We start from the raw sequence: 23,871 nt of genomic DNA on the forward strand, positions 1-23,871 counted from the left end.
ATCAGCTTTTTCCTTTGCCACTAAGTTAGTAGATTACAGTCATGCCTGCAACATAGTTACTATTAAAAGGTGTAATTGCATGAAGCTAAAACTTACAGTTAAAAACAAGATAATTAACGCAAGTGAAAAGATGTCGCTTTTAAAGTTGATAAAAAGCCAATTGGCAAAACATGCTTTAAATATTCGTAAAGTTGAGATTCAAATAAATGATCTTTCGAGTGATCGCCACGGCACTTTGCAGCAATGCAAAATTAATATTCTTTTGCCTGGGCTACCCAGTATTAATGTAAATACAAAGGGAAGAAGTATGCTGCAAGCGATAAAGCGAGCACTTAAAAGTTTGCAGCACATTCTCGTTAATAAGTATCAACCTTCGCAACCAAGCTCTTAATATCGCACTTGTAGTAGCAAGGATGCTACTTTTTTAATACCTCTCTAATTCCAAGTTATGTTTAGCAATAAATGATTCAATTATTGCCATTGAGCAGTATTTCCTTGTTGGGCTTTGTTCGACTCTACCCAACTCACAATAACTAAAAACCTTTGCCCTTTTTCCTTTAACCTTTGACCTCAGCTGTAAACCCCTCACACCATTTTGATTAAAAAGAGAGTTAAATTTCAGCCCCTAAATCCATAAAACTTAGATAAAAAAAACTCAAAATCGTAACTAAGCACTAAATTTGGGTTTTGATTAATAAGCAAGTGTCTACTTAATGCCAAACAGATTTATTTACTTGAGAAAATTGAGGTGGATAGAAGATACTGTTAAGGTACTTTGAAATGATAAAAAAATGCCTAACTAACGGCTAAAACCTCCTCCACCTCATAGGACGTTATCTGCTTAATTAAAGTGTTGATGTTCAAGTTTAACTAATGAAGCGAAAATGGAAAATTTCACCAAACTATTAGCAATTACACTTTATATATTTTCTTTGTCTGGCTGTACTTCAATTGGCAGTTACGTCATGTCAAACCCCGGTATCTATCTTTCTGAAGCACAGTTTATAAAAGCAAAACCTAGCGACATTGGCTTTGAAAAACAAAAGTTTTGCTCTTTTAGTACCACTCAATGCATTACATATCTGACTGCTGAACCTTATCAAGCAGCCGAATTTTCGCAAGAGAGTTCTGTTTATTACAACCTTCATGCAACTGGTAATAATGTAGAAAATACAATTTCACACAGAATGACACCAGACACATTTAATCGTTTTGAAGGCACTGCTTTATTACTTCATGGCTATGGGGGCAGTAAAGAAGCAATGATGGCTTCAGCTATCTATTTTAGAGCGCTTGGTATGAACGTTATTATTCCAGATCTTTTTGGCCATGGTGAATCAACTGAAGCATTTGTATTTGCAGCAAAAGAGCACGGCATTTTAAATGAACTGCTTGCTGAATCACTTTTAAATCAAATAAATAACCAGACTGTTGTAGTCGGCCATTCTATGGGAGCACTTACTGCAAGTAACTTATTATCATCAGAATATGTTGACGCTGCTATTTTACTTGCCCCAATGATGAGTTTTGACGTTGCAGCTAAGGAGTACTTACCTTATAAATCGCCTTTGCTTAGTCATTTTTTTCATAGCGAGATTGATAATATTGTTAACCAAGCAATGTTTGAGGCAGGAGTAACCATTCAAGAAACAAATTTATTGCCTAAATTAACTGAGACTAAAAAGCCTGTATTGTTAATTAACTCAGATGTTGACTCTCTATCCCCCCCGGCTTACTTTTCATCTATACAAAATGAGTTAGTAAAAAAAATAACTTTTAATGCTCGCTCTCATTCAAGTTTAATGGTGTTTGATCGTGATGATGCTATCGAAATTGAAAAATGGCTAATAACATGGTGAGCCTTGGCTGTTTTAGATGACATTGAGTGTATAAGTCATTTTTTATTATTGTTGAGTTTCGTTGCACTCTATCCAACTTACGCTTTGTAAACCCCCGTTACATTTTGATTAAAAAAGCCGCACACTAATAATTAGTGTGCGGCTTTAGTATTTTATTTTTTTAAAGCGATTACTTGTTTAATAAGTGCTTTTCAAAAAAGTCGGCCATCATAGTATGGTAATGCAAAGTGGTGCCCTTGCCTTCGCGCAAGCTGTGTGAACGGTTAGGGTATGAGAAAAACTCAAACTGCTTGTTGTGCTTAACGAGTTCGTCAATTAAACGCTCTGAGCCTTGATAATGCACGTTATCATCGCCTGTGCCGTGAATAAGCAATAGCTTACCGGTTAGGTTTTTAGCAAAGGTAATCGGCGAGGTGTTATCGTAACTCTCAGGATCGGTGTTTGGGTTACCCGCATAACGCTCTTGGTAAATGGTGTCGTATAAACGTATATCTGGCACGGGTGCTGAGGCAATGCCTACTTTAAATTTATCGCCATGGCGGAACAGTAAATTAAGGGTTGAGCTACCGCCGCCTGAGTGTCCCCATACGCCAACGCGATCGGTGTCTATTACATCCCAACGTTTAGCCATAGCATCTAGGGCGTCTACTTGGTCTTGCACTGTGATAGAACCAATTTTTTTATAAATCGATTTACGCCAATCGCGGCCTTTTGGTGCACGTGTACCGCGGTTATCAACCGATGCCACAATAAAGCCTTTTTGCGTTAACAGTGCTTTATACAGGTAACTGTTGCCTTCCCAGCGGTCTTGCACGGTAGAGCCCCATGGTTCGCCGTATACGTAAAATACAATTGGGTATTTTTTACTTTTATCCATGTTCTCTGGGAACATAATGTAGCCGTCAAGCTCGGTACCATCTTGCGCGTTTACTTTAAAAAACTCATGCTTGGGTAAGCTTTGTTCAGCCAGCTTTTGTTTGAGCTTTGTATTTTCAACTAAGGTTTTTACATTACTGTGATCGCTCACTTTAATGATCTCTTTAGTCGGTGGCGTACCAAATTTAGAGTAAGTATGCATTGCCCACGAGGCATCTTTTGACATGTAGTAGCTGTTTGATCCCTCAAACTCAGCAGGTGTTACCCGTACCGGTTTGCTGCTGCCATCAAGCGGTGTGCTGTATAAATAACGCTGACCAGGATCGTTTGGCGAGGCAATAAAATACATCACGTTTTTATCTTCATTGATGGTAAGCATATCAATAATGTCGTAATCGCCAGGGGTTAGGTCGATAATAGTCTTGCCATCGCGCGATACACGATAAAGATGACGCCAACCGTCGCGTTCGCTATGCCAAATAAAAAACTCGCCGTCTTTTGACCAGTTTGCTTTATAAAACCATTCGATAAACGCATCGTCTTTGTCTTCTAAAATCTTGGTCAGTTGCTGCTTTTGCCAATCAAACAACCACACTTTGTTATGGCTTTGCGGGCGGTTTAAGTCTTGAATCATTAATTCATTACCGGTGCCAGCCCAGCTAATACGCGGAATATAACGGTCGCGGTTATCGCCTTCAAGCTCAGCCCAACGGGTTTGTTTATCAGCAAGGCTTACCACACCAACACGCACGGCAGAGTTGGTTTCACCGGCCTTAGGATAAGGGAATTCTTTAAGGGTAGGGTACAGTTCGTCGGTGTTATTGATCATAGTGAAAAATTTAACGTCACTGGTATCAAGCTGCCAATAGGCGATTGATTTGTTGTCGGGGCTCCAACGAAAACCATCGGCAATGGTGAATTCTTCTTCGTATACCCAATCAAAATTACCGTTAACTATGGTGGCGCTGCCATCGGTTGTAAGCGCGGTTACATCGTTACTGCCAACCGATTGCATGTAAATGTTGTTATCGCGTACGTAAGCCACTTTTGAGCTATCTGGCGAGAACTTAGCAAACATTAACTTAGTAGGCTCAACATCCAAGCCACCAAGTTGCTGTAATTGGTTAGTCTCAAGGTTAAGTAACCAAAAGTCGCCTCGGCTGCGTGAGCGCCAAACTTGCTCACTGTTGGTAAATACCATCAGCCATTTACCGTCTTTTGACCACTGATAGCTTTCGATTGCAAATGGCTCGTCTGCGCCCTCTGGCAACAGCTTTTCAAACTCAACCAGTACTTTACGGCCTGTACCGTCAGCATTGTAAAATACAATGTCGTTGCCTTTTACGCCGTGCTCTTTTTCATCATCGACGTTGTTATCGTCTGCTTTTTCTTTTTCACTTTCGCGCTCTTCAAGCACAGTGTAGCCGGTGCCATCGTCTAGCCACTTAAAGTAAGTGCTACGCTGGGTTTTAAATTCTTTATCTTTATAAATTTGCGCTAGGCTTAATGGATTATTCACGGTACTCATCGCTGCATTGTTGTTGGTTGTTATGTTGGTACTTGAACATGCTTGCAAGCCTAAGCCCGCAACAATGGCCAGTGCCAAGCCCGATGTTTTGATCAGATTCATTGTTATTGTTCCTTGGGTCTGTTGCCCTTTATGGATTAAGGCGCTTATTACATTTACTGTAACAAAATAACCTACAGAATATCAGTATGCTTAACGCACAAAGCTATGGTTTAAACCCAAACTTTTATAATTAATTACCATGCTGGATTTTTAAATTCTTCACTGAGCGTGTCGATTAGTGCTCTTACTGTTGCTGATAAATGCTGACGAGAAGGGTAAAGCACATATATTTTCATTGGGTTTAATGTCCATGGCGCTAATACACGCTGCAAGCGACCATCCAGTATATATTGATTTGCCAAATACGTAGGCTGCACTGAAATACCACCACCGGCTATGGCTGCATGAAGTAATGTGGTGGCCTCGTTTGCACTTAAATTACATTTAACATCAACCGATTGAAATTCATCCCCGTTGTGTAAATGCCAAATATATCGGTCGAAGTTTTTATAGCCTAAACATTGATGAGTGCTTAACTGTTGTGGTGTCGTTATTGCCGGATAATCAGCAAGGTAGCTGGCTGAGGCCACTAATATAGATTCACACTCGGCAATAGGTTTACCTATTAACGAAGGATCAGGATTGGCTGCAATACGTATTGCCAAATCAACACGCTGCTCTATTAGATCTGTGGTTGAGTCTTCAAGATCTATGTCTATTTGCACGTTAGGGTGACGTTTCATAAAGCGTGTAAATATAGGGGCTAATTGTGCAAAGCCTAACGACATACTGGTCGCTACTCGAATTTTACCTGACAACTGTTGCTGGCTTTTAGTTTGTTCAACTAAACGGTTAGCCTGTGCTAACCATTGCTCTATTTCGGGTAAACAGGCCTCGCCAGCGGTGGTAAGTGTAACTTTGCGGGTAGTTCGGTGTAGCAAACGAGTATTGAGCCATGCTTCTGCCGACTCAATATGACGAGTAACCATAGGGCGTGACATTTCAAGCCGATCGGCAGTGGCAGTAAAACTGCCTGAGTAGGCAACATCAACAAAAACCTGCGCTGCGGTGAGTTTATCCATAGTATTTGCACGATTTATGAAACAATGATGCTAATTATTGGTTGTTTTTCTGAACATATCAAACCTTTATTATGCTCGCATTAGCAACCAATGATGAGAATACCATGAACCTACGCACGCTTTTATTAAGCACACTATTAACCAGCAATATCGCTATTGCAGACGAAACCCCATTAACCCTTGATGTGTATAACGCTGACAGCAATAGCTTTCATGTTAATGCCACGCTGGTTTATGGCCGTACCGATGCAATTTTGATTGATACCGGATTTACCAAAGCCGATGCACTGCGCATTGCCGCCAAAGTAATTGACTCTGGTAAACAACTAAAAACTATTTTTATTAGCCAGGCCGATCCTGATTACTACTTTGGCGCTGAAGTGTTACAACAGTTTTATCCTGAGGCAGAGGTTATTACTACGCCCGCAGTGCACCAAAAAATAGCAGCAAAGCTTAAAGGTAAACTTGCTTTCTGGACCCCAAAAATGGGTGAAAACGCACCAAAAAACCCCGTCGTACCTAAGGTATTTAATGGTAATAGCTTAAAAATAGAAGGCCATACCATTGAAATTCGTGGCACAGAGGGTGAGCATAATCATCGCCCATATTTATGGATACCTGATAATAAAGCTATTTTAGGGAATGTGGCTGTATACGCTAATGTTCATTTATGGATGGCCGATGCACAAACTCAGGCAGAGCAAAATGCATGGGCAAAGCAACTTAATGAAATGAAAGCACTCAACCCTGACGTGGTGATCCCTGGGCATATGAAAGCAGGCACTCAATTAGATGCTGCAAATATTGATTTTTCAATCCAGTATTTAAAGGATTTTGCACACGCTAAGCAAAGTAGTGATAGCAGTAAGCTGCTGATAGATAAAATGACCAACTCATACCCAGAGGCTGTATTACCTATGGCTCTTAGCATTGGCGCTAAAGTTCATAAAGGCGAAATGAAATGGTAATTGCTTACGCTTAACCACTGTAATAAATACAGTAGAACCAAAAAACACGCCTAGCAAAGTCTGGCGTGTTTTTTATTATTGCCACAAATACATACTGGCTCGCTTATTGGCAATATTTAATTCAAATACCTCAGTGCTTGCACACATAGCAGCGCCATAGCATACATGTAGCGGTAACAAGTGCTCTTCTCTGGGGTGATTAAAGCGTGCAGCTGGAGCTTGCTGCCATGCTAATAATTGCTGTTCACGCTGTTGCTCGGTTAATGTTTGATCTGCGATTGTGCTTACCAGCCAATTTTCAAATGCCTGATTTTGCTGGTTAACATCGTTTGACTGAGTAACACCAAAAGCGCGCATATTATGGAAGGTAAAGCCTGAGCCTATAATTAATAAGTTATCGTAATCAATACTTTGCAACGCTTTACCAATTTCAACATGCAACAGCGGATCAAGGCTTGGGTGCAAGGATATTTGCACACAGGGAATATCGGCCTCTGGATACATAATTTTTAACGGTACAAACATACCGTGATCGTAGCCACGCTGTGGATCGAGTTTTGAGTCAATATTATGTGTTGCGAGCGCTTGCTGTACTAAATTAGCAAGTTGCGGCTCGCCAACACAAGGGTAAGTTAATTGATACGCCTGCTCAGGAAAACCGTAGTAATCGTAAATAAGTGGCGGTGAAGAGTGCGCGGTTATACTAATTGGTTGAGCTTCCCAATGCGCGCTGACCATTAAGATAGCAGAGGGCTTTGGGATTGTAGCGGCAACCTGTTCTAAGCAAGCTCGCATTTCTGCATGGTTGGCATCACCTAGTAATGGCATTGGGCCGCCACCATGTGAAATGAAAAAAACGGTTGGGCGTTGCATGTGGTTAATCCTAAAGGACAGATATAATTATAGTGCCTGCGCAGTTAGTAAATAACTAGCCACATAAACGCACAACCTCAGTGCGCAAAAATTATGTGTGGTGTTTATTCATCAAGCTCTAAGTGAGCGCGTTCAACGCTTTCTTGAGGTAACTCTTTTTGCACCGATACACCCAGCTCTTTAAATTCTGAGGCTTGTTTAATTAAGTTACCTTTACCACGGTATAACTGAGAAAATGCTTTATCGTAGGTTTCTTTGGCTTTATCGAGCTGTTTACCCACGCCTTCCATACTGGTTAAAAAGCCGTTGAGTTTACTGTAAAAACGCTCAGCACGATTAGCCAGCTCTTTTGAATATTTAGTTTGCTCTTCAAAGCGCCATAACTGTTTAACAATATTTAAACTGGTTAGCAGGGTAGTAGGGGTAGCAACCAAAATGTTTTTTTCTATTGCTTGCTGGTAAATGTCGCTTTGGTATTTAAGTGCTTCTACAAAGGCGGATTCTATGGGTACAAACATAATAACAACCTCAGGCGAGTTTATTCCTGGTAGGCGGTCATACGATTTACTGGCCAGCTCATTTATACGGGCAGTTACGGCATTTACATGCTCTTTAATCGCTTGTTGAGACTCAAGCTCTGTTTCGGCATTTACATAACGGGTATAGGCATTTAACGATGTTTTTGCATCAATCACTAAGTGGCGACCTTGAGGTAAATACACCACAACATCAGGGCGCAAACGGCCGTCTTCGGTATTAAACGACACTTCTCGCTTGTAATCGGTGCCAGCGCGCAGGCCTGCGCTATCAAGCACGTTTTCGAGCATGAGTTCGCCCCAATTACCTTGGGTTTTCTTTTGCCCTTGTAAAGCATTGCTTAGCTTATCGGCCTGCTCGGTAATTGCTTGGCTTTTGGCTTGTAAATGAAGCAGCTCGGTTTTAAGTGCTGCACGTTGCTGTAAGTCTTCAACGTGAATAGACTCCATTTTATCTCTAAAGCCTTTTAGCTCACCTTGAACCGGCTTAAGTAACTGCTCTATGCTTTCTTGATTGAGGGTTTTAAATTTTTGCGACTTTTCTTCTAATATTTGGTTAGCTAAATTTTCAAATTCTTTTTTAAGCGTTTCTTTACTTTGCTCTATATGGGCGAGTTGCTCGCTGAAATGTTGCTGCTTTTGCTCAAGGGTGGTGCGTATATTATTAAGCTCGACATCGCGCAGATTGTATTGCTCGCGCAGGGCGGTTAGCTCGGCTTCGGTTTTACGCCAATATTGATTATAAAGTTGACTTTGTTTTTCTTGCTCAGTTAATCGCGTTTTAAAATGTTGCGCCTGATCACGTTGCTCTTGATGAGTAAGCCCTAACAAGTCGTGCTCTTCCACTAAAGAGGCATATTGATTTTGCGTATGCTCATACTGGCTTTGTAATAACAATAACTCTTGTTGCTGCTCACTCACTTGGCGCTTTATTTTTTTACTTAACTGGACTGATACAACGCTGAAAATAGCCATACCGGCTATAGCGCCAGTACCAACACTTAACCAATCTAAATGGGATAAAAACGAAGTAAACATAGAATAAACTTTTAAAATTTAGTGACATGCCATCATAACGAATTACGCTCTTTAGCAGTAGGGTAAAACACTAAATTAAGCGCATAAAAAAAGCCAGCTAGTAAAGCTGGCTCAATATTACTAAATTAGTAAATTAGTAATCAAACAGGGAAATCAACATGAAACTTGTAAAACAACATATCAACTACAAGCATAATTGTAGACGCGCTCTGATTAAATTAGTTCAAAATAATTTTAAAAAAGTTGAATTTGAGGCATAAAAAAAGCCAGCTAATAAAGCTGGCTCAATATTACTAAATTAGTAATCAAACAGGGAAATCAACATGAAACTTGTATAACAACACATCAACTACAAGCATAATAATAGACCCAGCCATTTGTGATTAGTTCAAAATAAATTAAATAAAAAATAAATATTTTTAAAAGCAAAAAAAAGCCAGCGCATTACTGGCTGGCTTAATCATTACTATGTCTAGTAACTACTATATGGGATATCAACATGAAAGCTTGGAGAAACTGCAATTTAACCAAGCATATTAATAGACGCCTACAATTTAAATAAGTTCAAAAACTCGTCATGATTTTTTAAAATTATTTTAGCTTTTAATTAAAGACAGCATTTGTTGTTCGTCAAACTGGGTAAAACTCATTGATTTTTCGGTAAATAATGCATCTACAAGCGCTTGCTTATCTTGCTGCATTTGAAATACTTTTTGTTCAATAGAGTTAGCCATAATTAGTTTATAAACAAACACTGGGTTTGTTTGCCCAATTCGATAAGCACGATCGGTGGCTTGTTTTTCAACGGCAGGGTTCCACCATGGATCAAAATGAATAACCGTGTCGGCTTGGGTTAAATTAAGCCCTGTGCCACCGGCTTTTAAGCTAATTAAAAACACAGAAGTGTTACCACTGGTAAATTCGTCTATTACTTTATCCCGATGACGCGTTTGCCCCGTTAGCATACTAAAATTAATATTTAGCTCATTTAAACGCTCGGCAATTAAATCAAGGGCAGAGGTAAACTGACTGAATATAATGACCTTACGGCCAAGGCTTAGCATTAAAGGTAAGTGGCTCGATAACCATTCTAATTTAGCACTGGCTGCCTCAGTTTCAGGTTCAATGAGTTTAGGATGACAACAAATTTGGCGTAACTTTAACAAGGCTTCTAAAAAGGCGAGTTTACTTTTTTGCACACCTTGCTCAGCAAATAAATCGATGAGCTTTTCTTCAAGCGCACGCGTAATGCCGTGATACATATCTTTTTGTTTAGGTTCAAACTCAAACTCTTTTATAAGTTCGGTTTTTTGCGGCAGCTCTTGAGCCACTTGGGCTTTAGTACGGCGCAAAATAAACGGCATAATTAACGCTTTTAGTTGCTCTGCACGTTCAATGTTGCTTTCGCGTTCAATAGGGCCTTGAAAATGCTGCTTAAAGTGCGCCTGTGAACCTAAAAGCGAGGGCATTGCAAAGTCGAGCAATGACTTTAATTCAAATAAATTGTTTTCAATTGGTGTGCCACTTAAACAAAGCTTAAAGTCGGCATTTAAACGTTTTACCAACCGCGAAACTTGTGCGGTATCGTTTTTAATATACTGGGCTTCATCAAGAATAATGTTTTCAAAATACAGCGGTGAGTAATAAGCAATGTCACGTTTTAATAGCGGATACGTGGTTAAAATACACTGCGCTTGTGCCAAATGCTGCAACGAATCATTTCGGTGTGCACCAAAAATAGTGGTCACTTTTAAGCTTTTTGCGAACTTGGTAATTTCGTTTTGCCAATTACTCACTAAACTTGTAGGGCACACAATAAGCGTAGGCCCTGCTTGCGGTGTATTGTATGAGCTTGCTAAGTAGGCAATCACTTGTAACGTTTTACCCAAGCCCATATCATCCGCTAAAATCCCACCTAACTGATTACGCTTTAAAAAGTTAAGCCAAGCCACGCCTTCTTGCTGATACTCTCTTAATACTACAGAATCGTGTAAGCCATGAATGGCAGTGTTAGGTGATAGCAGTGCATCGTTATTTAGTTCATCAAGGTAACGCTCTAATGACGGGTCATGTAGCTCTACATTAATAGCTGTGTGCTGAACTAATTCAGGTAAGTATGAAAGCGGAATGTTAAATTCGTCACGGGTTTTAATAAATTCAAACCGCAGTTTAAACTCAATTAATAAATTAAACGCTGCTTTATCAATAACCCCAAATTGACGGCCAACAGGGTAGTAATAAAATAATTCACTTTGACGGTTTAACGATTCATACAGTTTATTATTTACATTTAATAGGGTGGCTACTTTGGTATCGTTTAGCATTACTTTACTATGCATTTGATGATTTGCAGCTCTGTTTACATGCAATGAGATTTGGCTTTTAGTATCAGCAACATTAACTTTGCTCATTGATACTTGCCAACCGCGTTGTTTAAAGCTGGGCAGTACCTCGTGAACTAGCCAATGTAAGTGAATAGCCGATTCCTGACTAAAAATAAACTCGCTGTGTAAACCCCCTTTACAAAAATCGAAGCCTAAGTTGACTAACTCATTGGTAACGGTGTTTTCAAAGGCGCTATTAATTAACTTTGCAGGCGCGGTGCCCGCTAAATAGTTTTTATTTTTATACTTAAACGATAACGAAATAGCCATTACTGAGCCCGACATGCTAACTTTAAGTATGGCATTACTCAACGACTTAACAGGCGTGCTTGGTGTATTAGTAGGGTGGGGAATAACACCTACTCCAAAGTTATCAGCAAGCTGCTTATAAATTCGGTCAAAGTTTGTATCGTGCAGCGCCGGTATAGTTTGTAAGTGCGAAATTTCATCAGCACTGAGGGGCGTACGAATACGGCCTAATTTATATTTATCTAAATCTAAGTAGATAGGCGGCGTTGTTTTAATTAACGCCCAATTAGGAATTTGATCCAAGTGAATTTTTAACTGGGTTACCTCTTTTTGTTTTTCCCAAACAAAGTTAAGAGGTAAACCAGGTTGCGCTTTAATAGGTACTCGAGAGCGTTGTAAAAATAATCTGTCTGTGGCTAGTAATTGCTGCAGCGCATTAAAACCCCATTGACCTTTAAGCTCAATATTACCGACCGCATTTTGCGATCGGATCCAGCTATATAATCTAAAATCACTTTCGAGCAAATCGCTAGGGGTTATAAAACTATTAAGCTGTTGCTCAGTTAAATTTCGCCCAAGTGCATAATTATTATTTTTATCGTAGTTGGCAATTTTAGGGGTTAAAAATACTTTGTTGTTTTCTATGTCTAATACAAACAGTAATACTTGCGAGGGTTGAGCTTGGTCGGTGTTTTTAAGTGCGCTTAGTTCACTAAACCAATCATTAATAAAATAATCTTCACCGTACTCACCAGAATGCTCAATTTTAAGCTTTAACAAAATAGCGGCCAAATGGCGGCATTTTGTTTTAACATTACAGGTACAGTGGGTATCGACCGAATAACCAGTTGGTAATTTACTGATCTCAATACGTTGGTTGAACGCGATTCCTTTATCACCTTGCACCGTAGAGTCAACCACAGAAAAATCTGCATTATGTTCTAACCAACTGATTTGGCCGTTTTTATAGTACGATTTTCCTTTGGCCAACACCGCGGGTTTAAATAATTTTTTAATGAATCGCTCAGAAAGAGGAAACTGGGTAGCCTGCTCATTTTTAATTTCTTCAAAAATAGCCATTAAATCATTTTTTGATAAGTTAGCAGACATGTCACTCAAAGTATTAAAATTTAAAAACAATTTTTCCAGTATATGCCTTATCAGCGCTGAGCTAAAGCAATATTATTTTTAAAATAAACTGGTTGGATCTGATTGGTTAGTAAAAAATTGGTTTATAGCGAATTGGCGATCATTGTTTAATTTTGCTCACTAAAAAAGTACGTTTAAATTACAAAATAAAAACAATTAATTAACTTTAAAAGGAGATTTAGTTAGGCTTAGATCAGGTTTTTACTAACAAGGTGAAAAATGGCATTAAAAGGAGGTGTTTAGTTAGTAAAAATATGATCCTTGATGATTTAAGCCATGTTTTTAGCCTTTTTATGCCACTAAAGATCAGATTTTTACCAACTAAAAAAGAGGTTTAGATCATGTTTTAACTAACCCAACCCCTTTTACAGATCACGATATTACTAACTAATTAAAGGCACTTAATAACTTAGTAAGTTGCTCTAAGCGCTTGTCTGTCATCACTTTATTATTTATTTTAATTGAAACGTCACCACTTTTAAGGTTGCGTTGCACACTAATAAAGTCATTTTCTAAAACCGCTTCACGTTTTGATGCTGTTTTAGGCTCTGCAGTTAGGTATTTAGTAATTAGCATAGCGCGCTTGTCGTCGGCTTCTAAGGCGTTAATTTCATCATTGCTGGCAAGTGCAACAACTAACTCGTTAAATGCTTCCTCATCGCGCTCCTTTGCGTTAATCAGCTTTTTAGCAACTTCTCTACCAACATGATTAGCTGTTGGGTAAAGGGCTATAACATCTGCAGATATTTGCTCATACGCTTTTATCGCATCAGCAATCGCTGTATGCGATACCCCTTCAATAACAGCAATTTCACGGTACGAGCCTTTTTTGCCTTGTTGAATAAGATCGTTTCTAGTTTGCTGATACGCTTGACCCAACTCCCAAAGACTTGGGGCAATGTATTGATCTGATGAAACCGCAAGTACTTTGGCATCTTGCTCGCTAAAGTCACTAGAACTCAATACGAGGTAGTCTGCGCCACCTAAAATACAGGCTTTACGACGTCTAGAGCCAGCTAATACAAGGCTCATATCACCTTGCTCCCACAATAGAGCAGGGTGCTGATTACGGCCATCTTCTTTAATAGCAGGAAGAATATCTGCGACTGACTTTTCGTTTAAAAGCGCTTGTACGCGACGATTTTTACCATAAACCTGAGTTGAGTTTTCAATCTCGTTATGTGCTATCACTTTACAAACAAGCGTAATTTCCCGATTAGGATCACTAGGAGCAGGCATACGAATAACATCGCCTGCATTGGCTTGCTCTAAAAGGGCATCTAAGCTGCTACTGCCAACAGCGGTTGCAAAGGGATCTAAGCGGGTGTCATTTTTACGTTTTTTAGCCATTTTTAGTCAACATCCTTACTTAGGCGTATTTAATTTAGATTGAGTGGATTGCCAATTAGAACGAATTAGCATTTCGAGTTCATCAACTACATCTTTGATATTTTCTTGTGCGCGCATTAATGACTCTCTACTTGCTAAGCTGTCAGATGCTTTTTGGTCAAAGATAGTATTGAACGACGATGAACTGGCGGTAATTGCTGAACTATGATTGATAGGATAGCTCATTACTTGGCGACCAAAAGCACTACGCACATCTTTAACTATGTCGCGTTGTGAGTGATTGCCTTTCACATAATTAGTAACTAAAAATTGCATGAAATCCCAACCATCATGGCCAAGAGCGGCAACTGTATGATAAATCTCACCTAAACGTTTTAAATATTTATTATTTGCATCAAAGTCTACCGCTTCAGGGTGAACCGGAATTAGCATCGCCGTTGAAGCCATTAATGCATTGTAAAACATAAAGTTAAGCGTTGGCGCTGTATCAATTAAAAGAATGTCAAACTCATCTTTTACCGGATTTATTACTCGTTCTAGTAGTTTGTGGTAATGGCGTGTTTGCTCATAATTGGAGGTGTCTTTGAGTAATGTTGCTGTTTCGTGTTCAAAGTAAAAGTCATCCATACCTGATGGTAAAACACGAATATTAGGAATATGAGTAGGTAAAAAAGAATTAGACACAAATTCTGGCCATGTTTCACCTTCATCAAGGTCAATGCAATCACGCATCAAATCACCAACGGTAATTGGATCGGGCTCTGAAGATGGGAAAAAGCTTGATGATGACCCTTGAGGATCTAAATCAATTATACCGATACGGTAACGTTTAATGTTAGTGGTAGCGAGTGCAGCAGCAATGTTAACCATGCTTGTTGTTTTACCACAACCACCTTTTAATGAATTAATAACAATAACTTGGAGTTTGTCTGTTGATGCGCGGTGATCAGGCTGTATGTCCATAATATCAGCCATAGCAAAAATATTAACTAAGGTGTAGGCATAGTGGCCGTTTGCACCGCGTTTTATATTTAAATCGTCAAAGTCACCATTGTCATGGCGTCTTTTTAAGGTACGATTATTACAGCCAAGTAAATCAGCTGCTGCTTTTTGGGTGTAAGTTCTTAATTCTTTTTCTTCAGATTTAAGATGGGCGCGATAATGTTGGATACGTCCTTCTAGTGATTTTTCAGCAACTTCTGCGGTTGCTTTCAAAAGTCGATAAGTATCTAGCGCGTTTTTATTGATAGACATACTTTATTCCTCAAAGTTAGGTGTTTAGTATAATGTCCATTCAATTAGCTGTAAACAACTATTTAAGGCGACATGTCTTTTAAATACATGACATATAAAATAATTTTTACACCTTTAAGATTGCTTAGTATAAATAAAGAAGTTTAAGTATGGTTAAATATATAAGGTATTTAAGGCTAAGGGTGTAAAATACATATATAACGTAATGATTTATATAAATAATATTAAAAATAGTGGATCAGCATTGTACGTGGTTAAGATCAGATCCTTATCTACTTGCAGATCAGCTTTTTACTAAGCGAATATTTACAATCTAAGTTACGCACAGGTTAAGCACTGAGTTACTCACAAATACCTACCTGTAGATCATATTTTTACTAAGTAAATTATAAAGTTATGCACTAAGCAATAGTGATAATGCATGGTTTAATTAGTATAGATCTGATCTGTAGTAAGTACAGATCAGATCTATGCTAACTCGAACTAAGCTTATCCACAGGGGGTTAAGATTTTTATATAATTTGTCGTGTAAAATATAAAAAAAAACACTTTGTAATGGACAAAATTATTATTTAGTTAGTAAAAATTTGGCTTATCAACACTCAGTTAGTAAAAATGTGATCTGAAAACGCTTGTTTTAAGTTTTCCTTAGTAAAATACTGATCTGAGCATTTTATTTGAAGTCAGATCACTTTTATACTAACTTAAACATTTAACTTTTGTGGCTTTATGTGTTGTTATTAGCTGTCACAATAAAAACGGAAATAAAAACCATGAGCCGAAAGGTCAACATCTCGGTAGATAACTTGCCCGATACACTTAGGGGCCAAATTCACGGGGTGGAAAGTGCGATCGATAACGAAAGCCTAGCACTATTTACAGATAATAAAGATGTGCGAATTTCGATAGAAAATGCAGCCCATGGGTTACGCGCTTACTCTAACACATTTAACCATTATGATCTGTGGGGACGTTTTGTTCGCTCAGGCCACAAAAAACTGCCACTTGAAGAAGCCCCTAAAAAAACCATCATTACGCGTAAGATATCTGAAAAAGTAGATGGTATTTTATATGATGGCGAAATAAAAATAACACCGGCTGTGGTCAGTACTCGTAAAGATGGCGAAGATGTAGAATATTTAGTGTGGCCATCAGATAGAGAAGAAAAAGTAGAGCGCGCATTAATTCGCCTAGCTTCAAAAGGTAAAATTGTAAAAATTAATTTTAAGTCCGGTATTCAATATGCCGTTGTGTTTTCTATGAACGAATTAGCACAAGAGCTTAAAGCGGTTGGCCAATCTATGCCATATCCGCAAATTAAAGAGTCGCTTGAAGCATTGCAAGGTTCTAAACTTTCTTTTAAATATTCTGCAACGGATACTAAAAATTCTGATATTGATGATTCGTTTTACGAGTCTAATATGAACTTTTTATCGTCTTTGCACTTTAGTGGTAAGAAAGGCCAAGGCGGAAATGTAAAATGTGTTGCGTGTTTAAATGCATTTGTACACAACATGATTGATAACCTTGAATACAAAGGTTATTACTTTAACAGTGCACAAGAATTAAAACGCGGATTATCGCGTTGGATGATGCTACGTTTATATCATTTATGGCGTTATGCAGCACCAGGAAAAACCTACCATTTTAGATTACTTTCTATTATGGAAAAATATGGCTCTATTTACTCAACGGATGATATTACCGAAAATAAATTAAAAGCACTGCGTCGTGATATGACAACCACGATGAAAGATTTAATTGAAAAAGGAGCAATATCTGAATACAGCATTACCAATGTTAAAGATGATAAAACCGGCAACATAGTCGATTACACTTATGAAATGCATCCGTCTGATCAATTTTGTGATGAGATATTGGCATTAAATAAACACAATAAGCGTATTGAAATACAAGGCGGTAAACGCATTGTTGAAAATGCGGTATTGATTGATGAAGATAAGCTGGAAGAAATTGTAGAAAAGTAATTCTATTTATTTTTACCAACAAATATATTAAAGGCCACATTATGTGGCCTTTTTAACATAATTTATTTAGTTACTTGTTCTAAATATAATCGGTCCACTAGAAAATCATATTCGCGTTTTCGGGGATGCGATAAGGGTTTTTGGTAACTCGGTAGTTCGCCAAATTTTACGTCGGGCTGTGGGTTAATTAGTATAAAAGGTAAAGCAGCACTAACATGATAGCGATTTTGTGCAGTGTACCTCACATTAACTTGAGGACTAACTCGAGTAGGGCGCCTAATTCGCAATTTTTCTTTTTCACCCAAACTGGCTACTCGAACCTGTTCTTGTGCAACCAGTGACTGCCATTTTTGCTGATCAATCATTCGCGGGTTTTTATAGCCTGCCGATTTTTCTAACATTTCAAGCGCCATTTTTTTTGTAAGTGTTTTGGTTGCGTGTTTATGCATCCAAGTAAAGCGAACAGAAAAAGGGGATTCAATTTCACTATGAATTTTACGATACGCCGCAAGCGTTATTAAATTTGGCATTGCATTATGCACCGCTTCAAATCGCGCGTCGTTATTATCTATTGCTAAAATACAATTTTTAAAAGCTGCTTTTGCACTATTTACCTGTGCTATGCGATCAATAATGGCTTGTTTATTCGCCTCTTTTATTACTAGCAAACCAGGGTGTCGCTTTAATACTCGGCTGCTTAGCCCTGGCTTTTTATACATATCTGAGAAAGCATTTAAAATTGCCTTATGTGCCAATTCCCCTGTTATTTTTGAAACGCTTATAGACTCAGGAATTATATTTTCTTCAGTACTACTAATCTCAGGTAATTGAAAATACTCTGCTTTAGCAAAGCCAACCTCTTTAAGCTCATCAATTAAGCTAAGTGTTAATTCATTGAGTAAATCAAACTGACTTCTTATTTGTACCTTTGTAACCATTAGCTACCTACCTAGAACACATCTTACTTATATACTATTCTCGCAAACAACCCTTTCTTTTGATATTTATTTCTTTAAATAACATGCTTTAGCTAAGATTTACAGTAATTTTAATTAAGTATGATGTGTTCTTTATGGTTTTTTAAGTACTTTTGCTTCATATACTTTAAAGGAAATAATAGAAGGGCTGAGTTAAGGCATTGAGCTTTGTATGAAGCGTTAGCATAAATATTTAAAAACGCATAATTGAGTAGCATTCTTTTTTAAAACCACCCGTAAAGTTAAGATTACATAAGTGCTAATTAAGTATGATGTGTTCCTATTACTATCTGTATCACCATCGCTTAGCTGTTAAGCTTCTACTCAAGCCATTATAATGCACACTCTACCTACTTAGATTATTGTTTTTAAATGTTTATTTATTTTTGCTTTATAAACTTGCTCATCAAAAGTAACTCAAAATAGGCTCTTAAATCTTATTAAAATTTAACTAATAACTAAATAATTGGTAAATAGTGTATTTAGTCCTTGAACAAAGCACACTGCATACGTTAATTTCATTACATCAGGTAATAGGAATGAGGAATGAACATGCAATCGTGGAACCCAAATAGCTGGAGAGAACTGCCAATACTGCAGCAACCACAGTACCCAGATCAAGACGTATTAAAGTCGGTAGAAAGCCAGTTGAAAAGTGCACCGCCTTTAGTATTTGCCGAAGAAACAAGAAGTTTATTTAAACAACTTGAAGACGTATGCGAAGGCCGTGCCTTTTTACTTCAAGGTGGAGATTGTGCAGAATCGTTTAGCGACTTTAATGCCGCTAATATTCGCGATACATTTAAAACCATCTTACAAATGGCTGTAGTATTAACCTATGGTGGAAAGTGCCCGGTTGTTAAAATTGCACGTATGGCAGGTCAATACGCTAAGCCACGTTCAGCCGACTTAGAAACAATAGACGGCGTTTCGTTGCCATCTTACCGTGGTGATATAGTAAATAACTTTGAGTTTACTGAAGAAGCACGTATTCCAGACCCTCAACGTTTAATGACGGCATATCATCACAGTGCGGCAACGCTAAATTTGCTACGCGCTTTTGCACAAGGTGGACTTGCCGACTTACATCAAGTTAACCGTTGGAACATGGGCTTTGTTGCTGCTAATCCACAAAAAGCAAAATACCAACAACTTGCAGACAAAATTCAAGACGCGTTAGAATTTATGGAAGTGTGTGGTATTAATTCAACTATAGCGCCAAGCTTAAAAGAAACTGATTTATACACGTCACACGAAGCGTTATTACTAGGCTACGAAGAAGCATTAACACGTAGAGACCATTTATCAGGTGACTGGTACGATTGTTCAGCACACTTTGTTTGGATTGGTGAACGTACTCGCCAGCTAGACCATGCCCATATTGAATTTTTTAAAGGTATTAAAAACCCAATTGGCGTTAAAGTTGGACCAGGTATGGATCCAGACGAGCTTATCCGTTTAATCGATGCGCTTAACCCGGATAATATCCCAGGCCGATTAACACTTATCACGCGAATGGGTGCGGATGTATTACCAGAGAAGTTACCTGCGCTGGTGCGTAAAGTACAGCAAGAAGGTCGCAAAGTAATTTGGAGCTCAGATCCAATGCATGGCAATACTGAAAAAGCCAGCTCAGGTTATAAAACTCGCAGCTTTGATAACATTATGCGCGAAATTAGTCAGTTCTTCGCTGTTCACAAAGCTGAAGGCTCATACGCAGGTGGTGTTCATTTAGAAATGACCGGACAACACGTTACTGAATGTACCGGTGGTGCATACGGTTTATCAGATGATGACTTAGCGCAGCGTTACAAAACTCAATGTGACCCTCGCTTAAATGCCGATCAAGTATTAGAGCTTGGCTTTTTAGTTGCAGACCTTTTAAAAGATGCTCGCAAGTAATACTCTCCTAATATGTTAAAAGCCGCTATTATTTAGCGGCTTTTTTGTGTGCTGTGTGTCATTACATGCTTAAATCACATGTTAGTTTGTTAGTACTTACGACGCTCAAGACCTGTATCAGAAATGATTTTTGCTGAGATCTCTTCAACCGAATGGTGGGTAGAATTTAAATGAGCAATCTTATGCTTTTTATACAGCATTTCTACTTCGCGAACTTCAATACGACACTGTCTAATTGATGCATATTTTGAATTTGCCATGCGTCTGTCTCTTATTGCAGCCAGTCTCTCAGGGTCTATAGTTAAACCAAACAGTTTATGTTTATAAGGCACTAAGCACTTGGGTAACCCTTCGCTTTCTAAATCATCTTCGGTGATCGGATAATTGGCCGCTTTAATACCGTATTGCAGGGCTAAATAAAGGCTTGTTGGCGTTTTACCGCTTCGACTAACGCCAACTAAAATAATATCAGCCTCAGCAAAGTTTTTAATATTACCGCCGTCGTCATTCATTAAAGCATAGTTAACTGCATCAATTCTAAAGTCATAGCTTTTTTCGTGTATAGAGTGTGTTCTATGTACTTTAGGTACTGGGGCAACGTTTAATTCGCTTTCAATTTTTTCGCTATACGTTGTTAAAAAGTCATAAGAGACAGCATCTGCAGAGCGAATAATCTCAGACAACTTATGATTCACAAAAGTAAAAAACACCAAAGGCTTTTCACCTTGCTTAGATGACGTGGCGTTAATAAGCGCTTTTATTTCATGCGCTTTTTCTTCAGTTTCTACAAAAGGGATTGTTTTATGATTAAATTCGACAGGGAATAAAGATAAAGTCGCATGACCAAACACTTCAGATGTGATTGCTGTGCCATCTGAAATATAAAACGCAGTTCTCATAAAGCCTCTTTTTTATTACATTTAATTTTAAAATCAGTGTATCACGGTTTACGTGGGGACGTTTGCCAGTGTAGAATGGTGGCGACCTTTATAAAAGGTTTTCTTTCTTAACTCTCACAGTTACTACTACAATTTGTTTTTTGGAGAAAGATCCGTGCAAGAATACGTTCTCTGGTATCAAGAGCTTGGTATGCAAGATGTTCCTCGAGTTGGCGGTAAAAATGCCTCACTTGGTGAAATGATTTCAAACTTAGCTAACGCAGGTGTGCAAGTCCCAGGTGGTTTTGCTACTACCTCAGACGCTTTTAACGAGTTTTTAGAACAATCAGGACTCAACGCAAAAATTCATGACATTTTAGATACACTCGATGTTGATGATGTAAACACACTCGCCAAAGTCGGCGCCGATATCCGCCAGTGGATTATCGATACCCCATTCCAACCTAGTCTAGACAAAGCAATCCGCGACGCATACAGCCAGCTACATGGCGACACAACTGCAGATGTTTCATTCGCTGTTCGTTCATCAGCAACCGCTGAAGATATGCCAGATGCCTCTTTTGCAGGCCAACAAGAAACGTTTTTAAACGTTGTTGGTATAGATTCTGTAATGACAGCCATCAAACACGTATTCGCTTCGTTATTTAACGACCGTGCAATTTCTTATCGTGTTCACCAAGGCTACGATCACCGTGGTGTTGCCTTATCAGCAGGTATTCAACGCATGGTTCGCTCAGATAAATCAGCATCAGGCGTTATGTTTAGTATTGATACTGAATCTGGTTTTGAAGATGTTGTATTTATTACATCAAGCTATGGTTTGGGTGAAATGGTTGTACAGGGTGCGGTAAACCCTGATGAATTTTATGTTCATAAACCAACGCTGCTTAAAAACAAGCCATCAGTAGTTCGTCGTAATATTGGCTCTAAAGCCATTCAAATGATTTACTCACAAGACAAAGCTCACGGCAAACAAGTAGAAATTGTTGACGTAGATCCAGCGCTTTCAAACAAATTCTCGATTACAGATGAAGAAGTGCAAAACCTTGCCAAACAAGCTGTAATCATTGAAAAACATTACGGTCGTCCAATGGACATCGAATGGGCAAAAGATGGTAACGATGGCAAACTATATATAGTTCAAGCGCGTCCAGAAACAGTTCGTTCAAACGAAGACACTAACGTAATGGAACGCTTCCAACTTAATGGCAGCAGCAATGTTGTTGTTGAAGGCCGTGCAATTGGTCATAAAATTGGTAGTGGTGTTGTGCGTGTACTTGATTCAATCAAAGAAATGGACCAAGTACAAGTAGGTGACATTTTAGTTACCGATATGACCGACCCAGATTGGGAACCTATCATGAAACGCGCAGCTGCGATTGTTACAAATCGTGGTGGCCGTACTTGTCATGCTGCGATTATTGCACGTGAGTTAGGTATTCCAGCCGTTGTTGGTTGTGGTAATGCAACAGACTTAATTAAAGCAGGTCAAGAAGTTACTGTATCATGTGCCGAAGGCGATACAGGTTTCATCTACGAAGGTATTTTAGACTTTGAAGTGTTAACTTCACGCGTAGACGAAATGCCTGAACTGCCAATGAAAGTAATGATGAACGTAGGTAACCCAGATCGCGCATTCGATTTTGCTCGTTTACCACATTCAGGTGTTGGCCTTGCGCGCGTTGAATTTATCATCAACCGTATGATTGGTGTTCATCCTAAAGCGTTATTAAATTTTGATGCACAAACTGATGCATTAAAAGCAGAAATTACTGACATGATTGCCGGTTACGAATCACCTGTTGAATTCTATATTGGCAAACTTGTTGAAGGTATTTCTACCCTAGGTTGTGCGTTTGCTCCAGAGCGTGTAATTGTGCGTATGTCTGATTTTAAATCAAACGAATACGCAAACTTAGTGGGCGGCCAGCAATACGAGCCAGAAGAAGAAAACCCAATGATTGGTTTCCGTGGTGCTGCGCGTTATATTTCTGAAGATTTCCGTGATTGTTTTGCCCTTGAGTGTGAAGCAATAAAACGCGTTAGAAATACTATGGATATGACTAACATTGAAATCATGATCCCATTCGTACGTACCCTTGAAGAAGGTAAACGCGTTATTGAATTACTTGAAGAGCATGGCCTTAAACGTGGCGAAAATGGTCTTAAAGTAATTATGATGTGTGAACTTCCGTCAAATGCATTAATGGCTGAAGAATTTTTAGAATACTTCGATGGTTTCTCTATCGGCTCTAACGATTTAACGCAGTTAACGCTTGGTCTTGACCGTGATTCAGGTTTAATTGCGCACTTATTTGATGAGCGCGACCCTGCAATCAAAAAGCTTCTTTCTATGGCTATTAAAACAGCAAAAGAAAAAGGTAAGTACGTAGGTATTTGTGGTCAAGGTCCTTCAGATCATGAAGATTTTGCTGCATGGTTAGTAGAGCAAGGCATTGATTCTGTCTCGCTTAACCCAGATACAGTACTAGAAACATGGTTATATTTAGCTGATAAACTCGCTAAATAAATTACCTTGTTAAAAAAATGCCAGCATCTGCTGGCATTTTTTATGGCTTAAAATGTGTGTTTTGCTAATTTTTTATCTAAATAGGCACATAAACGAGTAAGCGCTTTTTGACACCACGCTAAATAACCTCTCGCTTTTGGGTAATACATAGAAAAGCACAGTAAACCTGCAATAAAAAATATTAACGAAGGCCCTGGTACTACGGCAAATAGTAGTCCTAATAAAATAAACAGTGTCCCGCTGATCTGTATAAGTAGTTTTTTCATATAAACCTCATAGTAGGCGTTTAATTTGATTATAATTGCAGCAGCTCATATTACGATTAAAAGAGTGTTACAAACTGTAAAATCTTCAATTTCTATTAGCCATCACCATGATATAATTACA

At 38.6% G+C, this 23,871-nt stretch carries 16 protein-coding genes; 6 read left to right on the forward strand and 10 right to left on the reverse strand.

Features of this window, described 5'->3' with window-relative positions:
* The first annotated feature begins 79 nt into the window (after nucleotides 1-79).
* Both L641_RS0116155 and L641_RS0116160 read left to right on the forward strand, forming a co-directional pair.
* A complete protein-coding gene (locus tag L641_RS0116155) occupies nucleotides 80-391 on the forward strand; it encodes a hypothetical protein (protein WP_013462778.1) in 312 nt (103 codons plus the stop codon).
* A 493-nt stretch (nucleotides 392-884) separates the two neighbouring features.
* Nucleotides 885-1,859, forward strand: a complete 975-nt coding sequence (locus L641_RS0116160; RefSeq protein WP_013462777.1) for an alpha/beta fold hydrolase — start codon at nucleotides 885-887, stop codon at nucleotides 1,857-1,859.
* Nucleotides 1,860-2,028: 169 nt separating this feature from the next.
* Here the strand turns inward: L641_RS0116160 and L641_RS0116165 are convergent, their stop codons facing one another.
* Both L641_RS0116165 and L641_RS0116170 read right to left on the reverse strand, forming a co-directional pair.
* On the reverse strand, nucleotides 2,029-4,365 hold the full coding sequence (locus L641_RS0116165) for a S9 family peptidase (protein ID WP_024602466.1): 2,337 nt from the start codon (nucleotides 4,363-4,365) through the stop codon (nucleotides 2,029-2,031).
* Between the two features lie 134 nt (nucleotides 4,366-4,499).
* A complete protein-coding gene (locus tag L641_RS0116170; RefSeq protein WP_024602467.1) occupies nucleotides 4,500-5,387 on the reverse strand; it encodes a LysR family transcriptional regulator in 888 nt (295 codons plus the stop codon).
* Between the two features lie 71 nt (nucleotides 5,388-5,458).
* Here L641_RS0116170 and L641_RS0116175 point away from each other — a divergent pair, with 71 nt between their 5' ends.
* Nucleotides 5,459-6,355 (forward strand): MBL fold metallo-hydrolase, encoded by an 897-nt coding sequence (locus L641_RS0116175; protein WP_128860824.1) that lies wholly within the window; start codon nucleotides 5,459-5,461, stop codon nucleotides 6,353-6,355.
* A gap of 75 nt (nucleotides 6,356-6,430) precedes the next feature.
* Here L641_RS0116175 and L641_RS0116180 read toward each other — a convergent pair whose 3' ends face one another.
* From L641_RS0116180 to L641_RS0116205, 5 genes are all read right to left on the reverse strand, one after another.
* Complete coding sequence (locus L641_RS0116180; protein ID WP_024602469.1) at nucleotides 6,431-7,228, reverse strand: class III extradiol ring-cleavage dioxygenase; 798 nt, start codon at nucleotides 7,226-7,228, stop codon at nucleotides 6,431-6,433.
* A gap of 104 nt (nucleotides 7,229-7,332) precedes the next feature.
* A complete protein-coding gene (gene rmuC, locus L641_RS0116185) occupies nucleotides 7,333-8,802 on the reverse strand; it encodes a DNA recombination protein RmuC (protein WP_024602470.1) in 1,470 nt (489 codons plus the stop codon).
* A gap of 596 nt (nucleotides 8,803-9,398) precedes the next feature.
* Nucleotides 9,399-12,545 (reverse strand): DEAD/DEAH box helicase, encoded by a 3,147-nt coding sequence (locus L641_RS0116195; RefSeq protein WP_024602471.1) that lies wholly within the window; start codon nucleotides 12,543-12,545, stop codon nucleotides 9,399-9,401.
* Nucleotides 12,546-12,971: 426 nt separating this feature from the next.
* Nucleotides 12,972-13,934 (reverse strand): transcriptional regulator, encoded by a 963-nt coding sequence (locus tag L641_RS0116200; RefSeq protein ID WP_013462769.1) that lies wholly within the window; start codon nucleotides 13,932-13,934, stop codon nucleotides 12,972-12,974.
* A gap of 15 nt (nucleotides 13,935-13,949) precedes the next feature.
* Nucleotides 13,950-15,188 (reverse strand): AAA family ATPase, encoded by a 1,239-nt coding sequence (locus L641_RS0116205; protein WP_008464468.1) that lies wholly within the window; start codon nucleotides 15,186-15,188, stop codon nucleotides 13,950-13,952.
* A 773-nt stretch (nucleotides 15,189-15,961) separates the two neighbouring features.
* Here L641_RS0116205 and L641_RS0116210 point away from each other — a divergent pair.
* Entirely contained in the window at nucleotides 15,962-17,176 is a 1,215-nt protein-coding gene (locus tag L641_RS0116210; RefSeq protein WP_013463357.1) for a hypothetical protein, read from the forward strand.
* A 62-nt stretch (nucleotides 17,177-17,238) separates the two neighbouring features.
* Here the strand turns inward: L641_RS0116210 and L641_RS0116215 are convergent, their stop codons facing one another.
* Entirely contained in the window at nucleotides 17,239-18,114 is an 876-nt protein-coding gene (locus tag L641_RS0116215; protein ID WP_008464472.1) for a DNA replication terminus site-binding protein, read from the reverse strand.
* Nucleotides 18,115-18,705: 591 nt separating this feature from the next.
* Here L641_RS0116215 and L641_RS0116220 point away from each other — a divergent pair.
* Nucleotides 18,706-20,055: a 3-deoxy-7-phosphoheptulonate synthase class II gene (locus L641_RS0116220; protein WP_024602472.1), complete on the forward strand. Its 1,350-nt coding sequence runs from the start codon at nucleotides 18,706-18,708 to the stop codon at nucleotides 20,053-20,055.
* Between the two features lie 89 nt (nucleotides 20,056-20,144).
* On the opposite strand, the gene L641_RS0116225 is transcribed toward L641_RS0116220, so the two are convergent.
* Nucleotides 20,145-20,954: a pyruvate, water dikinase regulatory protein gene (locus L641_RS0116225; RefSeq protein ID WP_008108730.1), complete on the reverse strand. Its 810-nt coding sequence runs from the start codon at nucleotides 20,952-20,954 to the stop codon at nucleotides 20,145-20,147.
* A gap of 154 nt (nucleotides 20,955-21,108) precedes the next feature.
* Between L641_RS0116225 and ppsA the strand changes: the two genes are divergently transcribed.
* Nucleotides 21,109-23,484 carry a phosphoenolpyruvate synthase gene (ppsA, locus tag L641_RS0116230; protein ID WP_016898933.1) on the forward strand — a complete coding sequence of 792 codons (2,376 nt, stop codon included), beginning with the start codon at nucleotides 21,109-21,111 and terminating at the stop codon, nucleotides 23,482-23,484.
* 47 nt (nucleotides 23,485-23,531) lie between these two features.
* On the opposite strand, the gene L641_RS0116235 is transcribed toward ppsA, so the two are convergent.
* Nucleotides 23,532-23,750, reverse strand: coding sequence for a PGPGW domain-containing protein (locus tag L641_RS0116235; RefSeq protein WP_024602473.1), 219 nt, complete (start codon nucleotides 23,748-23,750; stop codon nucleotides 23,532-23,534).
* Between the last annotated feature and the right edge of the window lie 121 nt (nucleotides 23,751-23,871).

This window comes from Pseudoalteromonas sp. TB41 (assembly GCF_000497975.1).
GTDB lineage: Bacteria > Pseudomonadota > Gammaproteobacteria > Enterobacterales > Alteromonadaceae > Pseudoalteromonas > Pseudoalteromonas tetraodonis.